This is a genomic window from Streptomyces sp. NBC_01549 (assembly GCF_026339955.1).
In the GTDB taxonomy this organism is placed as follows: Bacteria; Actinomycetota; Actinomycetes; order Streptomycetales; family Streptomycetaceae; genus Streptomyces.
In genome coordinates, this window is the sequence record NZ_JAPEPW010000010.1 from 23198 (window position 1) to 46049 (window position 22852).

The following is a 22852-nucleotide window of genomic DNA, read 5'->3' on the forward strand; positions in this document are numbered from 1 at the left end:
TCGTCCACCATTCCCTGGGTTGGGCGTGCGTCGCCCCTGGGATACCCCCGGGGATCGGTCTCGTGGCTGACCCCGGGGGATCCCCGTTCCCGGCGGAAGGGACGCGGGTTCGGGCCACGTACGGTTGCGGACAGTCGCTCTCTGCGATGGCCGGAGAAGGCAGTGCCCCGAAGTGGGACGTCAGCGGGCCGAGCGGGGATCGGAGCGCGGTCGGCCCCACATGGACATAGGCCCTAAAATCAGCCTATAATACCCAAAAGATACTATGCTGATGACAGGTGCAGTCTGAAGGGAGCCCGCCCAGCCCGCTCGGTCGATTCGACCGGGCGCGAGCCCTGTGAGGTTGGGTCGCGCGTTGGGGCCCGCAAACGCGAGCCAGGTACCTCGACCGGTGGAACGCACCCAGCAGCGGGTCGGGAGATCCCATGGGCGTGCCCGCCATCGATACTCAGGGTGGTCTGCTGAGCCGCCGCCGGGAGCTGGCCGCGCTGGAGCAGGTGCTGGCCACGGCGAGGGCGGGCAGTGGCGCGATCCTGGTCCTGCGCGGGGAGGCGGGTATCGGCAAGACGGCGTTGCTGGACTACGCCGCGGACCGGGCCGTCGGGTTCCGTACCGCCGGCGTCGCCGGCATCGAGTCGGAGATGGAGTTTCCGTTCGCGGGCCTCCACCGGCTCTGCGCGCCGATGCTGGGTCGGCTTCAAGAACTGCCGGAACCGCAGCGCGATGCCTTGTCGGTCGCGTTCGGATTCCGGGAGGGCGAGGCGCCGAATCGGTTCCTGGTTGGCCAGGCCGCGCTCAATCTGCTGGCCGGCGCCGCCGAGGGTCAGCCGCTGGCCTGCCTCGTCGATGATGCGCAGTGGCTGGACGAGGGGTCCATGCAGGTGCTGTCGTTCGTGGCCCGGCGGTTGATGGCCGAACCGATAGCTTTGATCTTCACCTTGCGAGAGCCTGAAGACCATCTGGCGCTGGCCGGTCTGCCGGAACTGATCGTCGAGGGTCTCAGCGAGCCCGACGCGCGGGCCCTGCTGACCGCGGCCGTTCGCGTGCCGCTCGACCCGGTGGTAAGGGACCGGATCGTCGCCGAGGCCCACGGCAACCCGATGGCCCTGCTGCAGCTGCCACGCGCACCTGCGGAGCTGGCGGGCGGTTTCTGGCTCCCTGGCCGGTGCCCCCTGGCGAGCCGCATCGAGAGCGTCTTCTACCAGCAGTTCCGATCACTTCCGCAGGACAGCCGGCGTCTCCTGCTGACCGCCGCAGCAGAGCCGACCGGCGACGCCGGACTGTTGTGGCGCGCGGCGGGTCTGCAAGAGATCTCGGTGGACGCCGCAGCGCCGGCCGAGGCCGCGGGACTGGTCGAGTTCGGCACCAGGGTTCGGTTCCACCACCCTTTGGTGCGCTCGGCCATCTACCGCAGGACGCCGGCGCCGGATCGCCGGGCGGCGCACCGGGCACTGGCGGAGGCCACCGATCCCCACCTCGATCCTGATCGCAGGGCGTGGCATCGCGCTCACGCCGCCACCCAGCCCGACGAGGGCGTCGCCGTCGAGCTGGAGCGCTCAGCCGGCCGGGCGCAGGGCAGGGGCGGAGCCGCCGCGGCAGCCTCCTTCCTGCGGCGGGCGGCGGAAGTGACACCCGACCCCGCACACCGCGTCACCCGTGCCCTGGCCGCGGCTCAGGCCCAGATCGAAGCCGGCGGGGCCGACCAGGCCTGCACCATGCTGGCGGCCGCGGAGGCCGGCCCGCTCGACGACCTGCAGCGTGCCCGGCTCGAGCGGCTGCGAGCCCGGCTGGTCTTCTCCCGGCTGCGAGGCAGCGACGCACCCCGGCTTCTGCTCGACGCCGCGCACCGGCTGGCGCCTCTGGACACAGCCCTCGCCCGTGACACCCTGCTGGAAGCGTTCGGCGCGGCGATCTTCACCGGCCGTCTGAGCACGGGAGCCGGGCAGCGAGAGGTGGCCGAGGCAGTCCGTGCCGGACCGCCGTCCCCGACGCCACCGCGGATGGTCGATGTGCTCCTGGACAGCATGACCAGCCTGGTCATCGACGGCTACCCCGCCAGCGTCGACGCTCTCAGGCGGGCACTGCGCCTCGTACGGCAGGAGCCGGCGTCCGACGCGACGGATGCGGACAAGCGCTGGCTGTGGCTGGCGTCCCGGGTTACGCCCGAGCCTCTCGCGCCGGAGTTGTGGGACGACGAAGCGTGGCATGAACTGGCGACCGGCGCTGTCAGTACCGCCCGCGAAGCGGGGGCGCTCGCCGTCCTCCCGATGGCGCTGACCTACCAGGCGGCATTCTGCGTACATGCCGGGAATTTCGATACCGCAGAGGCTCTGATCGACGAAGCGACGGCGATCTCGGAGGCAACGGGCGGCGTACCCATGATGTACACGTCGCTCGTGCTCGCCGCCTGGCGAGCACAGGAATCCCACGCACTGGACCTCATCGAGGCCACCGTCAACGAGGTGTGCGCCCGGGGTGAGGGGCGCTCGCTGGCTGTGGCCGAGTACGCGACCGCACTGCTGTACAACGGCCTCGGCCGCTACGACGCCGCGCTGGCAGCCGCGACGCGCGCATGCGAGTTCGAGGATCTGGGCTTCTACGGGTGGGCACTGATCGAACTGATCGAGGCCGCCGCCCGCAGCGGGCAGCCGGAAGCCGGCTCGGCGGCCCTGGACAAACTCACCGAACGCACACACGCGAGCAAAACTGAGTGGGCCCTGGGAGTAGATGCCTGCTCGCGCGCGCTGATGAGCGACGACCAGGCTGTCGACACGCTCTACCAGGAGGCGATCGAGCATCTCGGACGCTGCCGGATCGCTGTCCACCTGGCCCGCGCCCGTCTGTTGTACGGCGAGTGGCTGCGTCGTCAGAACCGCCGCCGGGAAAGCCGGGCTCAACTGCGTCCCGCCTACGAGGCGTTCCACCGGTTCGGAGCCGACGGCTTCGCCGAGCGCGCCCGCAAGGAGCTTCTGGCGACCGGAGAAACCCCACGCACGCAGACGACGGGCAACCTCGCCCAACTCACGAGCCAGGAAGCCCAAATCGCCGGGCTGGCCAAAGACGGCCACACCAACCAGGAGATCGCTGCCCAGCTGTTCCTCAGTCCACGCACGGTGGAATGGCACCTCGGCAACGTGTTCACCAAACTCGGGGTCAGCTCTCGCAGACACCTCCGCTCAGAGCTGTCTCCCGCGAAACCGACGACGCCGATTACCAGCAGCGGACGCAGCGGCCCGAAAACTCCCCACAAGACGGCAGAACGAAAGGCATGAGGTCCGGCGCTTCACCGAAACCGACGGCTTCTGGTCCGATGAGGAGGGCCGTCGTGGGCGCGCCGCGGCAAGGCAGCGGCGGCATCCGGCTCCTCACCGCAGCAGGGGCGCCGGCGGTGTGCGGGCGCCCCCTGCTGCCTGGTGTCAGTGCCCGGCCATTAGCGTGTGCGCTTGACCCGACTCCTGCAGACCTACTCCTACTTACGGCCTTCGGCCGTGCGCGATTCCACGGCCGGACGCACCCTCGCGCTGGAGACCTCCGGCGGTGCCACCCCGGCCGGAGAGGTGGCCAACCCCCGGTTCTTCAGCGGGTTCCTGACCGCACCGGCCGCCGCGGCGACGGCGCTGCTCGCGGTCGCCGACGTGGCCGCCGCCCGCTACTACCGGCCGAGCGCCAATGCCTCGCTCGACCCGGTGGTGACGGCCGACGGCGACCGGCTGCGGCTTGAGTCCTTCTCCGGCTGCTGCGGTGTCTATGCCCGGCTCGACGTTCTCGCGTCCGGCCTGGACGGTGACGACGTCGGGCACGGCACCACGAACGTGGACGTCAACCTGCCGCTGCGGCGGGCGCTGGCCGGCCTCGGCGGGCTCGACCCCCTCCATCTGGCCGTCGGGCCCGAGGAGTTGACGGTCAAGACCTTCGACGGCGAGTTCGCGGAGAAGAAGGTTCCGCTGCCGGAGCGCTGGCTGCGCGGCTTCGCCGAGGCCCAGGCACTCGCGGCGGGCTTGGCCCTTCGGGCCGAAGTGCCCGCCGTGGAGGCGGCCGCCGTGCTGCGGGCGCTGCCCCGGCCCACCCGCAGGCCCGATGCCCGTACGAGCCGCTGGGTGGTGCCCGCGGGCCGCACCCTGCGTCCCACGACCAGGCCGGCGCCGGGTGCCGTGTGCCTGCCCGGCCCCGAGCGGCTGCTGACCCTGCAGACGGTACTGCGGCACGCGACGACCGTACGGGTGTACGCGCCGACCGCCCCGGCTGCCGCGGACGGGGCCGCCGCCGTCGCCTGGGAGGTCGAACTGCCGGGAATGCGGCTGACGTTGATGCTCTCCCAGAGTGCCTCACGCGGCTTCTCCGGCGAAGGCGCAGTGCTGCACGACCTCGCCACCGGCCGCGCGGCGGCGGACGCGGAACGGGTCGCCGAACTGCTGGCCTGGGAACCGAGGATCGATGTCGCCGAGCTGTCCCGGCAGGCCGGTCTGCCGGCCTGCCGGGTGCGCGCCGCGCTGACCATGCTGGGGACGTCCGGCCAGATCGGCTACGACCTCGCCGAGGAGGCGTACTTTCACCGCCACCTGCCCTAGCGCGCGGGCGCCGCTGAGACGCGCAACCCCCGGCTGCGCGGGGCGCGGGCGCTCGTCGCGGACGGGGCGGTGCGGCTCGAAGGACCGCTGGCCCGGGTCGGGAAGGGCGACGACGCTCATGTGGTCCGCACCGACGACGAGTCGGGACAGTTGAGCTGCACCTGTTTCTGGTGGGCGAAGTACCGGGGCGGACGCGGCCCCTGCAAGCACGTGCTCGCGGTGGGCATGGTGCGCGGCACGGCGGCGGACACGGAAGCGGCCGCTGCCGCGGAAGCCACAGCGCCGGCGACCACGGCACGATCGGAGACGGCACGATGACACTGGTCCACCTCGCAAAAGCCGGCGACGTCGAAGGAGTGCTCCGGGAACTCGGCGCCCTGACGCCAAACGAGCGCGCGGCGCAGGCCGAGGCCCTGGAGGCCCGGCGCGCGCCGATGCGGGCCGGCTGGTACCACGTCCCCGAGGAGGAGAAGGCCGCCCAGCTCGCCGCCGAACTCGGCTGCCGGACCGACCCCGTGGCCGCGGCCGACTGGATCCTGCGGCCCGAGAACGACAGGAACGCCATCCGCCTGCCCCTCGGCGGCGCCTGGATGCTCGAGGTGGTGAACCTCCATCCCGTCGCCTGGCGGGCCGAGTTGGCCGCACAGCTCGCCGATCGGTCGACGCCCGGGAACAGCGTCAGGTCCGACCTCGTCGAACATCTCGTCCTCGACACGGGCTGCCCCGTCCCGACCTCCGACGGGTTCATCGACAGCTGGCTGCGCTGGCAGAGGGAGCGCGACTTCACCGCCCGCCTCAAATTCAACGCCTTCTCCCCGGCCGGGGAGCTGCTGAGGGCGCGCCTGGCCGAGGTGGTCGACATCATCAAGGCCGACGCGCAGCCGTTCCTGCTGGCCGTGCCGACCGACGCCACGGGTGCGCTGGACGCCGCCGTACTCGTGAGGCGTCTGTCGGTGCTCGACGGGCTGGGCATCACGCCCGCGCCGGTCGACCTGGCCCAGGCACTGCTGCGCGTCACCCCGACCGCGGACGCGAAGGTGCTGGGCGCGGCCGGGCGGCTCGGGTCCGACGCCGGGCCCCGGCTGTCGCGGTGGCTGCGCGAGGGCGGTCTGCCGCACTGGGAATCCGGTCCCGCGAACTGGCCCGACGCCCACTCGGGTGTGCACCTGGCGGACTGGGTGAGCCACATTCGCCCCGAGCCGGCCCCCGGTCCCTCGCTGCTCCCGCCCGCCAAGGCCCTGATCGGGCCGTACCGGAAGAGCGGTCTCTGCGACCCGATGGTCCCCTTCTGGCTCGCCCAGCTGCCACACCACCGCGAACTCGTGCTGACCCGCGACTACTTCAGGTACCGCGTGTCCATGCGGGGCTGGGCCCACGCCCTGCCGCTCGCCGCGGAGTCCGGCGGCCCGGCAGGATTCGCGCTGCACCTGGCACTGGCGTACACCCTCACCTACGACCAGCAGGGCGAACGCGACGCGGCGGTGGACGCGCTGCTCGTGCTCGCCGCGCGGGGGCAGCTGGACACCGAGCTGCTCGGACAGCAGCTGGCCGGGATGCTGCGTGGCAGGGGGATCGAGGCGAACCGGGTGACCGCCTCCCTGCGTACGGCGGCTGCCTTTGCCGTCGGCCGGGAGCACCAGCAGCGTGTTGGCGGTGCACGGCTCGGGAATGGGGCCCGGCAGAAGGCACCGATATCCACCGCGGCCTGGACAGCCAGGTCCTCGATCTGCCGTTCGCCGATCACCGGCCCGCAGCGGCGCATCAGCGCCGCCGGCGCGGTGTCGAACGAAGAGCACGTCGGCTCCAGGACCGCGTCAGGCGAAGTCCCGGCGGCGGCCCACCGGGACCGCGAGCAGGTACAGCGGCGGCAGGAGCGCGGCTGCGCACACCGTCCACAGGGCCGCGTGCGCGTCCGGTCTTTGAAGCCATCTTGCGACGGCTGGGCCGACATCCCGGGCGCCATCGGCTGCACGCTGGAAAACCGGCTGTTCAGGGACGCGTACGACGACTTCCGCGCGGCGGGCGCCGAGGTGCGCGGCGTGAGCACTCAACGTCCGGACGAGCAGCAGGTGTTCGCGGTCGAGGAGGGCATCCCCTTCACCCTGCTCTCAGACGTCGACCTGCGCCTCGCCGCCGCTCTGCGGCTACCGGTGTTCCGTGCCGGGCAGGCACTGCGGCTGAAGCGGGCGGTGCTGGTGGTGGACCGCGAACGCGTGGTGCGCCAGGCGCGCTTCCCGGTGACGGACATCCCGGGGGCAGTGCGCGAGGCGCTGGCGGTGGTACGGCGGGTGGCGGCGGGGCGCTGAAGGGGGCGGGCGCGGGGACGGCCCCGGGCATGCCCGCCGAGTCCGTCACGGCGACAGCCGCTCCCACCCCGCCAGCCGTCCCCCGGAGTTGCTCCGTACCTGACGGAGCCTGCCGTGCCGTGGCAGCCTGGCTCACTCCTGCCCTGACCACCGACCATGTGGCCCGTGCTCTCCAGCGAGCCAAAGCGCCGACTCTCCTCATCGGCGGTAGCGCCGACAAGCTGTGGGATTCACGGATCGCCGAGTCCCTACGGCACGACGTCCTGGAGGTTCCCTCAGCGGATCACGCCCTGGAGCTCGCGGACGACGCCGCGGGATCCGTTGATGTATCGCAGCAAGCCGTCTCACGGCTGGACCGCTTCATCGGCTCTCTCGGGTGTGAGAAATCACTGGACAAGACCGCCCGGACAGACGGGGAACTGGGATGCCGGTGACCTTGACCGCCTTGACCGCCTTGGCGAACTCGGCGTCGACCCGCTCCTGCCGAGCGCGCGGCCGGGTTCGCCGGTCCGCGTGCGCGACGATTTCAGCCACGGGCGCGAGGTCAGCGTTCCCCCTCGGCGTCACTGCTCGCCGTGCCGGTCAGGATCGCGCTTGCGACAACGTCGAAGAGGTGATCGGCGCGTGGCGCGAGCGAGCGTTGATCGCCGAGCCAAGCGAGCGCCTCTACCAGCGCGAACAGATCGACGCCGTCGATGTCGGTCCGCGCCATGCCCGCGGCCTGGGCGCGGGTGAGGAGCCGCGCACCGGCCGCGCGCAGAGTGACGCACGAAGCGTGGAGTGCGGACTCGGTGTCCTCGATGGCGGCTGCCATCAGCACGACCGCGCCCCGATACTCGGTTGTCCACGCGACGCAGTCGCGTAGCCACGTGACGAGGGCATCGCCGGGCGAGCTGGACGTTTCGAGGGCGCCTGCCTTAGCGGTCAGCTCGTCGAAGCTCGTATGGAGCAGGGCATCGAGCAGCGCCTCGCGCGTCGGGAAGTGACGCAGCAGCGTCGCGAGTCCGACATCGGCCCTGCGCGCGATGTCGCGCAGTGACACGTCGACGCCTTGCTCGGCGATGGCGGTGCCCGCTACTGCGAGCAGGTGATCGCGGTTCTTCTTGGCGTCGGCCCGCATCTGTCCCCCTTGACTATTCGGATCGGTGGTCCATATATTCGGATCAGTGGTCCGATTATATGGATCGCCGATCCGAATAAGCCTATCCCGCGCCGCTGGCGGCGGACGAGTCCCCCTCCGGCCGTCACCGCCGTCCGCCGCAGCAGCCGGGGGCGACGAGGCACCCCGGCTGCGACCACTACCTGTCGAACCGGTGACGCATTGGGCGTAATCCATCGACGTCAAGAAGCAAGGACACCCCCCATGAATCTGAAGCTCGAAATGATCGTGCTGCCCGTCTCCGACATCGACCGGGCCAAGGCCTTCTACGAGAAGGTCGGATTCCGCCTGGACGTCGACTACACGGCCAGCGAGGACGTCCGGGTGGTGCACTTCACGCCGCCCGGCTCCGAGTGCTCGATCATCTTCGGCGAGGGGATGACACCCATCGCACCCGGCTCGTTCCAGGGTCTGTACCTCATCGTCTCCGACATCGAGGAGGCCCGCGCGGAGCTCACCGGCCGCGGCATCGAGGTCAGCGAGATCTTTCACGACGCAGGCGGCCTCTTCCACGGCCACGAGGGCGGGGACGTCACCCACCGCGGCCCCGGCCAGGAGCGGCGGGCCGGCCTGCACCCCGAGCGCACCTCCTACGGCTCCTTCCTCACCTTCAGCGACCCGGACGGCAACGGCTGGGTGCTCCAGGAAATCTCGCAGCGCCTCCCCGGCCGCTGACAACCCCGCAAGTCACCGTCCAAGGGCTGCTACGGGCCGCGTCCGGCCCGGATGGCAGCCGGTCCGACCCAGCGGTTCCCGCGGTCCGGGCCGAAGGCCGGCACCACACCGCAGGGCGAGGGCAAGGGTGCTCTCCGCTGCCCGGCGGCCACGGGGCCGCGCCGGCCGAGCGGGCGCCGAGAGATGGCTTTGCCGCCGGGGCCGTCCGGCGGCGGGGAACGGCAAGCGCGGTCGGCAATGGGCTGCGGCCGCCGGAGTGTCCGGCCGAGTCACGGAAGCAATGAGGGACGAAACAGTGAGGAACGCGGCAGTGAGGAACGTAGCAGTGAGGAACGAGACACCCCGCACCTACGACGTGATCGTCATCGGCGGGGGGCCGGTCGGCGAGAACGTGGCCGAACGCGCCCGCGCCGCAGGGCTCAGCACCGTGATCGTGGAGCGCGAACTCCTCGGCGGCGAGTGCTCGTTCTGGGCCTGCGACCCGAGCAAGGCGCTGCTGCGGCCGGTGGTGGCACGTGCCGACGCGAGCCGCGTACCCGGACTCAGCCCGGCGGTGGCCGGCCCGCTGGACGTCGAGGCGGTCCTCGCACACCGCGACAAGATGTCCTCGTACTGGAGGGACGAGGACCAGGTCGACTGGCTGAACTCGGTCTCCGTCGACCTCATACGCGGCCACGGCCGCCTCACCGGCCCCAAGCAGGTGGCCGTGCAGACCCCCGAGGGCGACACCATCGCCCTGACCGCCCGGCACGCCGTCGCCGTCTCCACCGGCACCCGCGCCGCCCTGCCCCCCATCCCCGGATTCGACACCGTGCGCCCCTGGACCAGCCGCGAGGCCACCAGCGCCGACAAGGTGCCCGGCCGCCTCGCCGTCGTCGGCGGTGGTGTGGTGGCCGTCGAGATGGCCACCGCCTGGCAGGCCCTCGGCTCCCAGGTGACCATGCTGGTCCTCGAGAACGGGCTCCTCGAGCGGATGGAGCCGTTCGCCGGCGAACTGGTCGCCGACGGACTGCGCGAAGCGGGCGTCGACATCCGCTTCAGCACCACCGTCACCTCCATGGCCCGCGAGGACGGCGGGGACGGCGAGGTGCGGATCACGCTCTCCGACGGCGGACAGCTGGCCGCGGACGAGATCCTGCTGGCGACCGGCCGCGCCCCGCAGACCAGCGACGTCGGCCTGGAGACCGTCGGTCTCACCCCCGGCGACTGGCTGTCCGTCGACGGCACCTTCCGTGTCACCGGCGTCGACAGCGGCTGGCTCTACGCCGTCGGCGACGTCAACCGCCGCGCCCTGATGACGCATCAGGGCAAGTACCAGGCCCGGATCGCCGGCACCGTCATCGGCGCCCGTGCCAAGGGAGAGCCCATCGACGACGCCCCCTGGGGCACGCATGTCGCCACCGCCGACCACGCGGCCGTCCCCCAGGTCGTCTTCACCACCCCCGAGGTCGCCTCCGTCGGCCTGACCAGCCGCGAGGCCGAGCAGAACGGGCGCCGCATCGAGGTCGTCGACTACGACCTCGCCCGCGTCGCCGGCGCCCACCAGTACGGCGAGGACTACCGCGGCCGGGCCCGCATGCTCATCGACACCGACCGCAACACCGTGGTGGGCGTCACCTTCGCCGGCCCCGGCGTCGGGGAACTGGTGCACTCGGCCACCATCGCGGTCGCCGGCGAGGTGCCCCTCGACCGGCTCTGGCACGCCGTCCCCGCCTTCCCCACCCTCGGCGAAGTCTGGCTGCGGCTGCTGGAGACCCACCGCGGCTGAGCATTTACGGCCCACCCGCGCCCCCCTGTCGCAGGCGCGCCGATCGAACGATTCCGCACTCGGCGCCCCTTCAGGACATCGCCCGCCCATTCCTCAACATTCAGGTGATTTCATTCACCACACTAGTTCATTGTTCAACTACATGTCGGTGCGTAGCTTGGACAGCGCCTAAAGAAAGGCAGGTCCGCCGTCGCAGCCATGAGCGGCGGACACTGCAAGGAGGAAAGACCATGAAGAAGCTCATGCGGCGTATCGCAACCGCGAGCGTTTCCGCGGTATTCGTCGGAGGCACACTCCTCGCCACCGGCGGCTCCGCGGCGGCGGCCACTCTTCCCGATGGCGGGCTCACTCCCGCCCGGGTCGTCGTGACCGCGGACACGAAGACCACCAGCCTGGACAGCGGCCAGGTCGCGCAGCACCGCCTCGCCCCCTGGGTACAGGGCCAGCTGCTGGCGTTCAACCCCTGGATCCAAGATCAGCTGGCGCTGTTCGCCCACTACGGCGACCTCGGTCATCGGTAATGCGCGATCGACTCTCACGGGAGGGCGTGCACGTGGCGATACGACCACAGGCTGCGGCCCTGAACCCGCGCGAGGAAGGGCGACAATCCGCTTCGAATCGGTGAGCAAGGACTACCCTGACGGGGCGCTGGCTCTGAACGACCTCAGCTTCGAGGCCGGGTCAGGACCGGTCCGGTCCTGATGGGGCACTCCGGATGCGGCAAGACCACGTCGCTGCGCATGAGCAACCGCATGATCGAACCCGACTCGGGCCGGATCCTGCCGAACGGTCGGGACACCGCCACCATCGCCGCACACGAACTGCGCCGAGGCATCGGTTACGTCATCCAGCAGGCAGGGCTGTTCCCGCACCCAGCCGTGCACGGCCTCTTCCTCGCGCTCGCGCAGCGCCTCCAGGACCGACAGCACCTTCTCCCAATCGCCGAGCCCCCGCTCCAGCGCGTCCTCGACGTCGAAGCCGACCGACGTCGCCCACACCGCACCGCACGTCTGAGGGGCAGTCGTTGACGAGGCGCACAGTACGCACGGTTCACGCCGGTGCCGAGTGGGGGTCCGGCCCTGGTGGCCGGACCCCCACTCGTCTCACCGGTTGCCGTTGTAGTACAGGATGTCCCAGTGGGAACCTTCCCTAGCGTAGACGTTGCCTGCCGGGGACTTGTACATCTTCGCGTTGTCACCACCCCGCCGTCCCGCGTAGCGGAAGTTGCCGGTGATGTAGTTGTCCGCGCACTGGTTTGGGCTGATGTCCACCTTGTAGCCGTTCCAGTGGCTGTAGGTGCCCGGCGAGTGCCCCTTCTCCGTACCACCGGTGATGTTCACCGTGCACCTGCTGGCCTTCTTGAACGCGATCACACCCGCGATGGTGGCCTTGTTGATCTGCGTGAAGGAGGTACAGGTGCTCCTGTTCCGGTCACTGCAGCGACCGGACGAGGACCAGGTGATGCCCGCTTGCCTGAGCTGCTGCGCGGCGGCTTCGTGCGTAGGGTACTTCGCCGGATCAGCGCTGACAGAGGGCACGGCCGCTGCGAGCATCCCAGCAGCCAGCAGGGACGCGCACGCCGTCAGAGTGGCATGGTGCTTCATCAACAGTGCTTCCTTCCGGATCGGGGTTTTGACCCCTGCACCCTGTCCGCACCTCCTGCCCAACGAACTTCTCACTCAGGGGCGCGATATGGCATCAGGCGCACTGCCCTGCCGCTCGCGCGCCGTAACTCCGCATCAACACTCCGATCATCCGATCGAACCCGCACGGAACGCCCGGGTGACAGCGGCTCACTGCTGTGCGATCAAGCAGTACTTCAAGGAAACGGGGGCAACGAGCAATGCTCAGGGCCTGTGGATCGGGACTCGGGGCTCGGGGAGCACGCGAAGGGCGTACCTTCCCGGGTGATCGAGCCGAAGTCGACGCGCACACGGCCGAGTTGGCAGACCAGCGCGACAACGACGGCCGCCGCCTGGTGGTGCGCAGCGGCCACCATCAGCGGCGGGAGGTGACCACCGCCGCCGGGACAATCAAAGTGAAGGCCCCGCGTGTGAACGACAAGCGCGTCGACGAGGCCACTGGCGAGCGCAAGCGGTTCTCCTCGGCGATCCTGCCGCCCTGGTGCCGCAAGTCCCCGTAGGTCAGCAAGGTGCTGCCGCCGGCGACTTTGTGCCCGCGCTCAAGCAGTGCCTCGGCAGCTCGGCCGGGCTCTCGCCCGCCACGGTCACTCGGTTGACCGGCCAGTGGCAGGCCGACCACAGGGCCTTCGACGAACGTGGCCTGACGGGCAGCGACTACGTCTACGTCCGGGCCGACGGCATCGACCTGCGCATCCGCCTGGCCGAGGCCAAGTCCTGCGTCCTGGTCGTCGTGGGCGTGCGCGCGGACGGCACCAAGGAGCTGCTTCTGCAAGGCCCTCGCGAAGGTGTTCCCCGAAACCCGCCACCAGCGGTGCTGGGTTCACAAACGACGAATCCGCCGAACGCCCCGAGACCCTCGCGGCATGACCGACCTCAACCACCCTCACGGTATTGACAATTACCTACGTGAAGGCCCGCGCCTGCCTGAGCGTGGAGTCGGTCGCTCACCTGTTCCTACAGGTCGGCAATGACAAGCCGGTAGCCGACGTCGAGTGTTTCGCGGTCGAGGAGGTCGGCATGACGTTCGTGCCACAGACCGGAAGACAGGTCGTCGGACAGCCGGGCCAAACCCGGACAGAGGACCTTCTCGCCAGTCTGGGCGAGCATCGAAATGCCGGCTCGCACTTCCGGATCAAGGTAGGCCTCAGGTCGGCGCCAGAAGGCGGCGCCGAATCCGTCGGTGCAGTCATGCGGGACTGGAACCGTCTCGATGCGGGCGCCTCCCAGCAGTGCAGCCAGCCGGTCGACCGCGACGGCCCGCGTGTCGTCGAACGCGGCTACCTCCGGCAGGTACTCGTCCACCAGCCAGAACCTGCGGAATGTGATCTGGTCCCAGGTGAAGATGACGATGCGCCGCCGGGCGATCCGAAGCAGTTCCCCGATACCGGCTTCCAGGTCGGTCCAGTGGTGCACGGTCAGGAGGGCCATCACCGCGTCGGCCGAGTCGTCGGCGAGAGGGATCGACTCCGCGGATGCCTGCAGGGTCCGCACGGATCCGGCCGGACGCTGGGCGATCATCACTGAACTGGGTTCAACTGCCAGCACCGTTTGCGGCGGTTCGTAGGAGCCGGTGCCGGCACCTACGTTGATCACCGTCGCAGCATTGCCGAGCGCCGCGTGGATCTTGGCAGCGATCCGGGGATCCGGTCGTCGGGTTTGACTGTAGGTCGCACCAATGCCGTCATAAGTCGCCACGACGACAGTATGCCGCTTCGCCCATGACCATCTGCCGCTGCCGCTGCCGGTGAACCATCCACAGGTACTGACAATTTCTCACGGGCAACAGCATCGGAGTTCCTCGGGCCAGTTCCGGAACTGGTCGGCGAGGATGAGGTTATGCCGGACTGCCTTGAAGGCCCGTTGCGTCAGCAGGGCGACCGCTGCTCGCGGCAGGCGGCATCGGCTGACGGCTAGAGCCTGTCCCACCGATCGTCTGTACAGACTAAATCGCCCCGTACATGGGCGTGCAGGTGCATGTCGTGTCGGCCGTCGTCGTGCACAGCGGCGCTGCGCTTGGTGCCCTCCAGGCGATAGCCGGCTCTTGTGGCGACCCGGCATGAGGCTTGGTTTCGGGTCGAGTGGTCCAGTTCCAGGCGGTGAAAGCCGACTTCAGCGCCGCAAGGGCGAGGGTGGCTACGCCGGAACCGCGGGCGGCCGGGAGTGTCCAGTACGCGACACCGGCAGTGCCGTCGTCGAAGTCCATGCCACGCAGTGCGATCCGGCCGAGCACGTCGCCGCCGTCACGGGTGACAGCCCAGTGGCCCCCCTTCTCGCCTACCTTGCGGTGGCGGGCTTGACGCCACGGGGACGCCTGACGACTGCCCTCCCGGCAGCCGGGGTGAGCGCGTGGCCCATCCGGTACAGGTGCAAGACGTTGCGGGCCGCGTTCCAGTCCGCGTTGCCGGACCATCCGCAGTCGGGGCTCTTGCACACGAACGTGGCCTGGTCCTCCCGGCTGCCCGGTGTGGTGAAACCACATGTTGAGCAGCGCAGGGAGGTGCCGGGGGCGGGAACCTTGTGCAGGGCGCCGCCCTGGCGGGCGGTCTTGTACGTCAGCATCGCCACGGTGCGGCCCCATGCCTCCTGGCTGATGGAGCGGTTCAGGCCGGACTTCTGCGCGACGTTCTGGCCGGGTTCCTCGGTGGTGCCCTTGGCGGACTTGACCATGTTCTTGATGTTGAGCTGTTCGACCACGACGGTGCCGTACTGCGTGGCAATGCTGGTGGTGGTCTTGTGCTGCCATTCAACGGCGCGGCGCGTGGCTTTTGCGCGGAGCTGCTTGATCTGGTCGTAGGTGTGCTGCAAGCGGCGGGACGTCTTCTCCCCGCGCTCTCGGTGCTGCTTACGCCGGGCGGCGCGTCGTTCAAGACCCAGCAGCTTGGCCTTCTCCTGCGGGTTCAGCCATTTGTCACGGTCGGCCGTCCCGGCGGGCAGACGGGGCGGGCGACCGTGGTCGCGGTGGTTACCGTCCGAGAGGGCGAGGGGCAGGTTCACCCCAGCATCGATGCCGACTTGCGGGCCGGTGTGTGGCTCCGGCCTGGCTTCGATGGTCTGGACGCGGAAGGCGATGTGCCAGCCGAGAGCGTCCTTGACCAGTCGGGCCCCGGTGACACGGTTGCCGGTGGTGGCGTGCTTGCCGACCGGGATGTCCTTCGTCCAGCGGAAGCGAACGCGGCCGATCCTGGGGATGTTGACCATGCCCCAGCGCCGGTGCACACGGGTGATGTTCAAGTCCCGGCCCTGCGGGATGTCCACGGACATCACCGTGCGGATGCGGGCCTTGAAGTTCGGGGCGTCGGCTCGGCCGTCCCAGCAGTTCCGCCAGGCCTGGAAGTACGTCTTCAGCACGGCCTGCGCGGCCTGGGCGGGGAGCACGCCGAGCCAGTCGATCTCCTTGCGGGCCTGGCGGATCGCCATGTCGGCCGCGGCCAGGGAACGCCTGTCCTTGGGGAGCATCGACCACCAGTCGTGCAGGCAGTTCCACATGGCGCGGGCCGCGTGCGCCTGGTCGTCCATGAGCCGGATCTGTGCAGGTGTCAGCGCCAGCCGGGCGCGGTGCCCGAACCGCCGCTCCTCATGAACACGTACCGTACTCACGCGATCACTCTACCGTTTGGTTCATGTCACCACGATGAATCCAAATCCCGATGTGCGAATGGGCCGTCACGTCGTCTATAACCTGCACGTCCACTTGGTGTTCGTCACCAAGTACCGGCGAAAGGCGTTCACGGGCGGGATGCTGACCAGGTGCGAGAAGATCATGCGAGAGGTCTGCCAGGACTTCGAGGCCGAACTGAAGCAGTTCAACGGCGAAGAGGACCACGTCCACCTGTCGGTGCACTACCCGCCCAAGGTCCAGCTCTCCAGGCTGGTCAACTCCCTGAAGGGCGTCTCCTCCCGATATCTGCGCAAGGAGTACGACTCGCATGTCCGCCGGTATCTGTGGGGCGGCCATTTCTGGTCCGGCTCGTACTTCGCCGGAAGCTGCGGCGGGGCACCCCTGACCGTCGTACGCCAGTACATCGAAAACCAGCAGCGCCCCGTGTGATCTGGCTCAGGTCAACAGCGCAGATCCGTGCCCAAAACCGAGGTCAGAGCAGTATTGAGATGCGCTTCACCTCCCCCGTGAACGGGGGAGCACCGCGCAAGATCAAAGGTAGAAGCGTTCCCCGTGGGCGTCGGTGATGTCGATGACGATGCTGGTCCACTCCTCGGCGGGCTCCTCGGGTACATGCCCGAGCTGGTATGCGCCATCCCGGAGCAGTTCCTCCGTCACCCGAACCCCGGTCAGCCGTTCCCTGAGTTCCACAGTTAGCGGTGTCGACTAGGGAACGAAAACGTGGGTTGACCTGCGGAAACGCCTGTGAGCACGCCGAGATGGCGTGTCACTAGGCGGGGGGATAGTGCCTGGTCAGCGGCCTGCGGTCAGATCGATGATCTTCTTGGGCGGGGTGACGTTCAGGGCGGTGAAGATGTCGCGCTGGGGCTTGGTGAGGTCGGTGGACTGGCGGAAGGTGCCGGCCGGGCCGGTGTAGGTGACCGCGTGCAGGCGCTGGAGTTCGGCGCGCAGGCGGTTCCAGGTCTGGCCGGTGGAGGTCTCGGCGACGCGGATCAGCAGCAGGGCAAGCCAGCAGAGCAGGACGTGGGCGCGGATGCGGTCCTCGCGGCGGTGGTAAACGGGGCGGAGATCGAGAATTTGCTTCATGTCGCGCCAGCCGCGCTCGACTTCCAGGAGCTGTTTGTAACCCAGGGCGATGTCCTCGGCCGACAGCTTCGGATCCGAGGAGCGCAGGAGGTACTTCCCGTCGAGGTTGGCCTCGGCGGCGATCTTCTTCTTGTCCACCCGCAGCAGCCCGCTCGGGGTGGTGCGCAAGAACCGTTTCAGACCGGGCTTGGTGGACAACACCCCAGCCAGCTTGTCGCGTTCGGGCCTGGGCAGCTTGTCCGTGGCCTCGATCGCCTCGGTGAGCTGGGTGACCATCCGCTGACGGATCGCGGCGTCGCGGGTGGCCTGGTCGGGGTTGAAGCAGATCACGAACCGGTCGTCGGTTCCGATGTTGACCTCCTTGACCTGGAGGTTGTCGCGCACGGACGCATAGCGGCCCTGCCGCGAGAGGGCGGCGCGTACTTCGGGTGATCCGGTGCGGAGTTTCTCGCCGATGATGTAGCCGCCGCCTCCGCGCATCAGCGCCCGGCGGTTGGCGGCGGAGGTGAAGCCGCGGTCGGCGACCCACACGATCTTCGACAGCGTCCACTCGCGCAGGTCGTCGCGGACCTGCCGGATCAGGGCCTGGTCACCGGTGTTGCCGGGCCAGGACCACACCCGCACCGGGATCCCGTCGCGGGTGACGGCCATGCCGATGACGACCTGGGGCAGATCGTCGCGGGAGTCCTTGGACTTGCCGTGGGTGCGGAACCCGTCGTGTCGCACCGCGTCTTCGGCCGGCGCGTCGGCGGCCAGGCGCTCGCCGTGTTCGTCGCGGGCGACAGGTTCGTCGGCGTCCTCGGTCTCGAAGTACGTGGAGCTGGTGTCGAAGAACAGCAGGTCCACCTCCAGGTTGAGCAGGTCGGTGACCTGGAAGTACGTCTCCTTGGCCAGGGCCGGCTCGATGGTCAGCAGGTAATCCATGGCTCGGTAGCAGGCTTCGTCACTGATCGCCTCCAGGCCGTCTATGTGGACGTCGTCGGCGATCCACTCGGTCGCGGCGAGCTTGCTGGAGGCGGCCAGGGCCCGGTTGGCGACCAGCGCGAACAGCACCCGTTCGACGCGCGGATCCAGCCGCCGCCCGGCCAGTTGGCGGTGCACGACACCGTCGAGGCCGAGCCGGTGCCAGAGTCCGTCCAGCGCGTGCACCCCGCCGCACGGCCTGGAACTGATCAGTGACAGGTCTCCCGAGCCGGTCGCGGCCAGCGCGGACGCGGGGTCCAGCAGCTTCGAGAGCGCGCCGACCAGTCGGCGCACCGCCTCGCGGTCGAGCTCGTCCTCCCGGCCGAAGGAGTGCAGCACCTTCGTACGCGAACGCCCCACGGCCGGGTCCCACTCGTTGTGGGCCAGCTGCAGATACCGGACCGTCTGCCCGTCCTTGTTCCGCCGGGACGTCGTCTTCACATACATGCCGCTAGACGATACGCACATCATTCCATGTCACAGGCATGGGGGTGACAACATCGTGCCACTAGGCGTTTTCGGCCTTTCGCGCTAGGTGCAACCGCCTGACCTGCACCGATGCCCTGCCACACCCCCGAGAACCCCGCTCAACTGTGGAACGCAGGCGTTCGGCGAGGGCGAAGACCGCCGCTTTGGTGTCGACGCGCCCGTTCGTCTCTCCCTCGTCGTCCGACAGTTCGAAACCGACGTCAGCATCACCGAGTTGAGGGCATCGGGCGTGCTGCCGCCCCTGTCTGTGGGCCACTCGAAGGTGGTCCGGAGTTCGCCGTCCTCATACCAGTGGAAGAAGTGCATGGGCTTGCCTCCATTGCTGGAGTGCACCGCGGCGCACCCGCCGGCCGACAGGGCCTCCAGGAAACGCGGCTGCATCCCCATGCCCCCGTCTCCTACGTGCAGGACGAGCGTCCAGTCGCCACCTTCGCCCGGGACGGTGAACGCGCCCGCGATGAAGGACTCGTCCCAGTAGTCCGTCGGGCCGAGCAGTTCATCCTGCCGCCCGATCAGCGCATCCGCTCCTGTGCACGTGCCCTGCGGCTCCGCCTCCATCACCCGCAGCACCTCCCTCGGGGCGACGCCCCGCACCAGGGTCAGGGTGTACCCGGTCTCAAGTGCGTAGCGAAACAGCGGAGAGGAACGTATCCAGGCATAGTCATGTGCGGTCACCGATGTCATGCACCGCAGTCTGCCTGCTGCCACTGCCAAGCCCGTGCATCACGGCTGGGCGCTGCCGCAAGTGGATCTTGATGTGTCAGATCCACTTCTGAGCGCACCCTAGGGGCTGTCCGGCGGATCAAGTCGCAGGAAAGCAGCGGTGACTGATCAGCCGAGGTGAGCGGGGTCTGGTGCGTCCAACTGCAAGGCGGAGGAGGGAGTCGACGCGGAGCGTCGGCGACCGACGAAAACGCCGCAGGTGGGCGTGCCAGAACCCGCGTCTGCGGCATGATCCGCCGGACAGCCCCTAGTGCCCGCCTCGCCCGGACCCGGGCACCGTCACCGGCTTCCCCCGGAAGCATCCGATGGAGTACGGATACTCTCCGTTGAGGTGGTAGTGGTACATGACGACCTTCTTGCCGTCCCACATGATCGCGTGTGTGTGACCGTGGCAGACGTCCAGATCCCTGTTCCTGACGATCCTTCCGTCCTCGCCGCGCAGCCCGAAAATCCCGAAGCCGTCGATGGCGTATCCCGAGCGGTGAGTGCCGGGAACGGGGACGGGTGTTCGCCGCCCCCTTCGGAGGCTTGCTGCCGAAGCAGGTCTGCGAGGGGCCGTGGTAGTGGTACTGCGTGTCGTACGGATGCCCCCAGCAGCGGTCCAGCGGCAGGGCCGCGTTGGGGTGTTGGGCGACGCTGAAAATGCCGACCGGCGCGGCACTGAGTGTGCCGATGAGTGAAAGCGTGATCGCCCTGCCGGGGTGGTCCCGGCAGGGCGATCGTCGGCGAGGTGCCGGTTGGGTCGGCAAGGTGTCGGACTGTGACGCCGTGGGAGTGCCAAGATCGTGACAGTCATTGACCAGCAGACCGAGAGAGTTGGGTTCAGCTATGCCCCGATGGATAGTGCTTGTCACCCCCGTTGGAGGGGTCGCCTCTGAAGCGTCCAGCGTTCGCACTCTGGCCGAGTTTGAAGGCAGTGCGGAGGAGGCCATGACGGAGTTCGCGAAGAGTGTGAACACCTATGACCGTGACGTCACGAAGGTCAAGCGACGCGAGGTGTTCAGGTGCTCGGACCGGTCCTACTTCGTTCGGGTCAACGGGCGCCTCTATGAGTTCGAGTACTTCTTCCAGCTTGCCGAGCTGGTGGCCGACACGAAGTCCCCTGACCTTCCTGACACGATCAGCTAGCAGCGGCGTTGGCTCTGTTCTCGCAGTCACTTAGTCGAGGACTTCGGTGACGGCGGACTGGGCGGCTTTCTCGTCCACGAGGGACTTGCCTGCGGCGAAGGTGGCGACGAGGGATTGCAGGCAGAGGTTGTTGACCGCGCGGGGGAAGCCGCGGGACGTGGTGTGGATGAGGGTGATGGCGTCGTCGGTGAACAGCTGGTCGCTGCGGCCGGCGAGGCCGAGGTGGTGCTTGATGTAGCTGGCGGTCTCGGTGGAGGTCATGCCGGGCATCGTGTAGCGCAGGGCGGTGCGTTGTTCGAGGGCGGCCAGGACGGCGAGTTTCATGGTCCGCCGCAGGGTCGGCTGGCCGACCAGCAGGCAGGACAGCGGCGAGTCCTGGTCCATGGCCGTGTTGGTCAGCATCCGGATGGCTTCGAGCTGTTCGTAGGACAGCAGGTGGGCCTCGTCCAGGACGAGGACGGGGGTGCGGCCGCGTTCTTCGCGTTCGGCGGCCAGCGCCAGGCCGGTCTGGGCGGTCAGGCGGGAGCCGAGGTGGGAGGGCTGCTGGCCGAAGGCGGTCACGATCGCCTCGTGGATCCCGCGGACCCCGATCATGGGGTTGGGCAGGTAGATCACGGTGTGTTTCGACGGGTCGATGCCGTGCAGGACGGTGCGGACGGAGACGGTCTTGCCGGCGCCGACCTCGCCGGTGACGACGCCGATGGAGCGTTCGGAGATGCACCAGGTGATGCGGGCGACGGCTTCGTTGTGGGACGCGTGGCGGTGCAGCATGCCGGGGGCGAGGTCGCGGCCGAAGGGCATGCGGCTGAACCCGTAGTGGGCCTGGAGCTTCTCAATCACGCTTCTTTTCCCGGGAGTTGGGGGTCGGGGGTCATTCGCCGGTCAGGTCGGTGAAGTCGACGGCCGGCGTGGGCTCACCCAGGGCCGCGTAGTTGACCTTGTCGGCGAGCTCGGCCTTGTGAGCGGTGTCGATCAGGCCGAGGTAGTCGATGCCGGTGGTCGGCCTGGGTTCCTCAGCGGGAGTCTCGGGCCGGGCCTTGGGGTGGGAGTGACGGCTGACCTGGAAGGGCAGAGCGGTCCCGGCGTCCTGGCCGTTCGCGCGGACCCGCAGGAAGGACAGGTCGAAGGGGTCGAAGACCAGCTCGACGCGCTGGCCGACCAGCAGCGGGTCGACCTGGTAGCGGTTGCCGTGCAGCGATACCAGCGCGGTCTTGGACACGGTGCGGTGCTCGGACCAGCGGAAGGCTTCCGCGAGGTCGGCGGGGTTGGGGACCACGAGGGGGCGGTCGCCCATCCAGCGAGCCAGCGGGGCGGCTCCTGTCTCGGAGTGCACCCGGCGGTGGTAGACGTTCTCGGTCCAGGCCGTGAACAGCCGGTTCATCTCCAGCAGGCTGTCGACCTGCCGTCCCGCCTGGCCGTCGCCGGAGGCGATCTCGACGACGAACTCGCTGTTCACGGTGCGGAAGAACCGCTCGATCTTGCCCCGGCCCTGGGGACGTCCAGGCGTGGAGTGGACCAGCTTGATGCCGAGTTTCGCGCAGGCCCTCAGCAGCCACGAGTCCACGAACGCGGATCCGTTGTCGACGTAGATGTAGCGCGGGACACCACGGGCGGCCAAGGCCGGCCGCAGGGCCGCGGCGAGGCGGACGGTGTCTTCCGCGAACCCCCAGCGGTGCCCCATCACCGCCCGCGAGTGATCGTCCACGAACGCGAACAGATACGTCTTGCGGCCGGCGACCATCGGCCCGTGCAGGGCGTCCCCGGTCCACAGCTCGTTGGGACCGTCGGCCTCGAACCGTCCGAACACCGCGGCTGCGGTGGGAGCCTTCAGCGCGTCCAGTCCCTCACGGACGATCATCCGCTGGATGGTGCGTTCGTCCGGTGCCCAGCCCCGCTGAGCACCGATGATCCGGCGGATCTGAGCCGCCGACCGCGAGGGGTTCTCCTTCTTCAGCGACGCCGCCAGGTCCAGGATCTCCTGCGGCGTGCGGGGCCGGGACTGGCGCGGCGAAGGCACCAAGGCGTCGAACCCGGCCCGCTTCCACTCGTAGATCCAGCGGTCCAGGGTCCACCGGGTGATCCGCACCGCCCGGCCGTCCGGGTCGATATGGGTCATGGCCGCCAACTCCCGTACCAGCGATCCGCGTTGGCGTCGCGACAGAGTCGGATCGGCCGCTTCTCTGATCAGCATGTAGCGGAACAGGCCAATCGCCTGAGCCCGCTCCAGCCGTGTCTGGTCTTCCTGACCTGGCACCCGATCACCAGCCCTCTCACGCAGCATGAACACACACGCGTGACGGTGACAGACAGTGTCGGCGTGGCGTCAGAGTCGGCTCGTGTTGATCATTTCCGAGGGCCAGGACGGCGCCAGCAGTATCCCGCCGGAGACCGCGCAGGCCACCAGCCACGGCGACACCTTGCCGACGCCCGGCCACCGCGACATGACCGACCACCAGGCCCCCACCACCGCGCTGACCGCGTCCGCGAAGACCGTGCGGGCGGGCCCAGGAGGAGCCGGGTCAACCCCGGTATCGACCAGCAACACCGTGAAGTACCGCCGGACCACCTCCGCCCTGGAGGTGAACCTGCGCAGCCAGCCGCGAACGGTCTCGACCGGGCGGCCCAGCCTCTCAGCGATCGCCCGGACCCCGGCCCCGGCCGCCTTCGCCGCCAGGGCCGACCCGATCACCTCCGCCAGATCCGCTCGCCTAGCGAGTAGCCGGGA

Annotated in this window: 16 protein-coding genes and 7 pseudogenes; 11 read left to right on the plus strand and 12 right to left on the minus strand. The window is 69.2% G+C overall.

Annotated features, from left to right (window positions below; all coding sequences use genetic code 11):
* Positions 1–425 precede the first annotated feature (425 nt).
* From OG819_RS58030 to OG819_RS58045, 4 genes and pseudogenes are all read left to right on the plus strand, one after another.
* On the plus strand, positions 426–3272 hold the full coding sequence (locus tag OG819_RS58030) for an AAA family ATPase (protein ID WP_266638826.1): 2847 nt from the start codon (positions 426–428) through the stop codon (positions 3270–3272).
* Positions 3273–3443: 171 nt separating this feature from the next.
* Positions 3444–4886, plus strand: a pseudogene (locus tag OG819_RS58035) (SWIM zinc finger family protein).
* 1619 nt (positions 4887–6505) lie between these two features.
* Positions 6506–6874, plus strand: a pseudogene (locus tag OG819_RS58040) (redoxin domain-containing protein); the annotation flags it as partial.
* Positions 6875–6993: 119 nt separating this feature from the next.
* Positions 6994–7308: a hypothetical protein gene (locus OG819_RS58045; protein WP_266638827.1), complete on the plus strand. Its 315-nt coding sequence runs from the start codon at positions 6994–6996 to the stop codon at positions 7306–7308.
* Positions 7309–7418: 110 nt separating this feature from the next.
* On the opposite strand, the gene OG819_RS58050 is transcribed toward OG819_RS58045, so the two are convergent.
* A complete protein-coding gene (locus OG819_RS58050) occupies positions 7419–7994 on the minus strand; it encodes a TetR/AcrR family transcriptional regulator (RefSeq protein ID WP_266638828.1) in 576 nt (191 codons plus the stop codon).
* 243 nt (positions 7995–8237) lie between these two features.
* On the opposite strand from OG819_RS58050, the gene OG819_RS58055 reads away from it, so the two are divergent.
* From OG819_RS58055 to OG819_RS58070, 4 genes and pseudogenes are all read left to right on the plus strand, one after another.
* On the plus strand, positions 8238–8708 hold the full coding sequence (locus OG819_RS58055; protein ID WP_266638829.1) for a VOC family protein: 471 nt from the start codon (positions 8238–8240) through the stop codon (positions 8706–8708).
* A gap of 325 nt (positions 8709–9033) precedes the next feature.
* The gene (locus tag OG819_RS58060) at positions 9034–10476 is read left to right on the plus strand and encodes an NAD(P)/FAD-dependent oxidoreductase (protein ID WP_266658307.1); all 1443 of its coding nucleotides are present in this window, start codon (positions 9034–9036) and stop codon (positions 10474–10476) included.
* A gap of 230 nt (positions 10477–10706) precedes the next feature.
* Entirely contained in the window at positions 10707–10997 is a 291-nt protein-coding gene (locus OG819_RS58065) for a hypothetical protein (RefSeq protein ID WP_266658309.1), read from the plus strand.
* Positions 10998–11082: 85 nt separating this feature from the next.
* Positions 11083–11348 (plus strand): annotated as a pseudogene (locus OG819_RS58070) (ATP-binding cassette domain-containing protein); the annotation flags it as partial.
* Positions 11349–11579: 231 nt separating this feature from the next.
* Here OG819_RS58070 and OG819_RS58075 read toward each other — a convergent pair.
* Positions 11580–12080, minus strand: coding sequence for a hypothetical protein (locus OG819_RS58075; RefSeq protein WP_266638832.1), 501 nt, complete (start codon positions 12078–12080; stop codon positions 11580–11582).
* A gap of 308 nt (positions 12081–12388) precedes the next feature.
* On the opposite strand from OG819_RS58075, the pseudogene OG819_RS58080 reads away from it, so the two are divergent.
* A pseudogene (locus OG819_RS58080) lies at positions 12389–12949 on the plus strand (transposase); the annotation flags it as partial.
* Between the two features lie 124 nt (positions 12950–13073).
* Here OG819_RS58080 and OG819_RS58085 read toward each other — a convergent pair.
* The 3 genes and pseudogenes from OG819_RS58085 to OG819_RS58095 form a co-directional block, all read right to left on the minus strand.
* Positions 13074–13814, minus strand: coding sequence for a class I SAM-dependent methyltransferase (locus tag OG819_RS58085; protein WP_266658311.1), 741 nt, complete (start codon positions 13812–13814; stop codon positions 13074–13076).
* Between the two features lie 215 nt (positions 13815–14029).
* A pseudogene (locus OG819_RS58090) lies at positions 14030–14391 on the minus strand (GNAT family N-acetyltransferase); the annotation flags it as partial.
* Positions 14392–14393: 2 nt separating this feature from the next.
* A complete protein-coding gene (locus OG819_RS58095; protein ID WP_266658323.1) occupies positions 14394–15665 on the minus strand; it encodes a transposase in 1272 nt (423 codons plus the stop codon).
* An 85-nt stretch (positions 15666–15750) separates the two neighbouring features.
* On the opposite strand from OG819_RS58095, the gene tnpA reads away from it, so the two are divergent.
* Entirely contained in the window at positions 15751–16167 is a 417-nt protein-coding gene (gene tnpA, locus OG819_RS58100) for an IS200/IS605 family transposase (RefSeq protein ID WP_266658313.1), read from the plus strand.
* A 102-nt stretch (positions 16168–16269) separates the two neighbouring features.
* Here tnpA and OG819_RS58105 read toward each other — a convergent pair.
* The 4 genes and pseudogenes from OG819_RS58105 to OG819_RS58120 all read right to left on the minus strand — a co-directional run.
* Positions 16270–16422, minus strand: a pseudogene (locus OG819_RS58105) (DUF6461 domain-containing protein); the annotation flags it as partial.
* Positions 16423–16530: 108 nt separating this feature from the next.
* On the minus strand, positions 16531–18234 hold the full coding sequence (locus OG819_RS58110; RefSeq protein WP_266647505.1) for an IS1634 family transposase: 1704 nt from the start codon (positions 18232–18234) through the stop codon (positions 16531–16533).
* 61 nt (positions 18235–18295) lie between these two features.
* On the minus strand, positions 18296–18532 hold the full coding sequence (locus OG819_RS58115) for a DUF6461 domain-containing protein (protein WP_266658325.1): 237 nt from the start codon (positions 18530–18532) through the stop codon (positions 18296–18298).
* Between the two features lie 2 nt (positions 18533–18534).
* A pseudogene (locus OG819_RS58120) lies at positions 18535–18960 on the minus strand (DUF6461 domain-containing protein); the annotation flags it as partial.
* A 969-nt stretch (positions 18961–19929) separates the two neighbouring features.
* Here OG819_RS58120 and OG819_RS58125 point away from each other — a divergent pair.
* Positions 19930–20127 carry a hypothetical protein gene (locus OG819_RS58125; RefSeq protein WP_266658315.1) on the plus strand — a complete coding sequence of 66 codons (198 nt, stop codon included), beginning with the start codon at positions 19930–19932 and terminating at the stop codon, positions 20125–20127.
* A 30-nt stretch (positions 20128–20157) separates the two neighbouring features.
* On the opposite strand, the gene OG819_RS58130 is transcribed toward OG819_RS58125, so the two are convergent.
* The 3 genes from OG819_RS58130 to OG819_RS58140 all read right to left on the minus strand — a co-directional run.
* Positions 20158–20967 (minus strand): AAA family ATPase, encoded by an 810-nt coding sequence (locus OG819_RS58130; RefSeq protein ID WP_266658317.1) that lies wholly within the window; start codon positions 20965–20967, stop codon positions 20158–20160.
* 31 nt (positions 20968–20998) lie between these two features.
* Positions 20999–22243 carry a DDE-type integrase/transposase/recombinase gene (locus tag OG819_RS58135; protein ID WP_266658319.1) on the minus strand — a complete coding sequence of 415 codons (1245 nt, stop codon included), beginning with the start codon at positions 22241–22243 and terminating at the stop codon, positions 20999–21001.
* 207 nt (positions 22244–22450) lie between these two features.
* Positions 22451–22852 (minus strand): helix-turn-helix domain-containing protein (locus OG819_RS58140; RefSeq protein WP_266658321.1); only part of this gene is annotated, 402 nt, incomplete at its 5' end.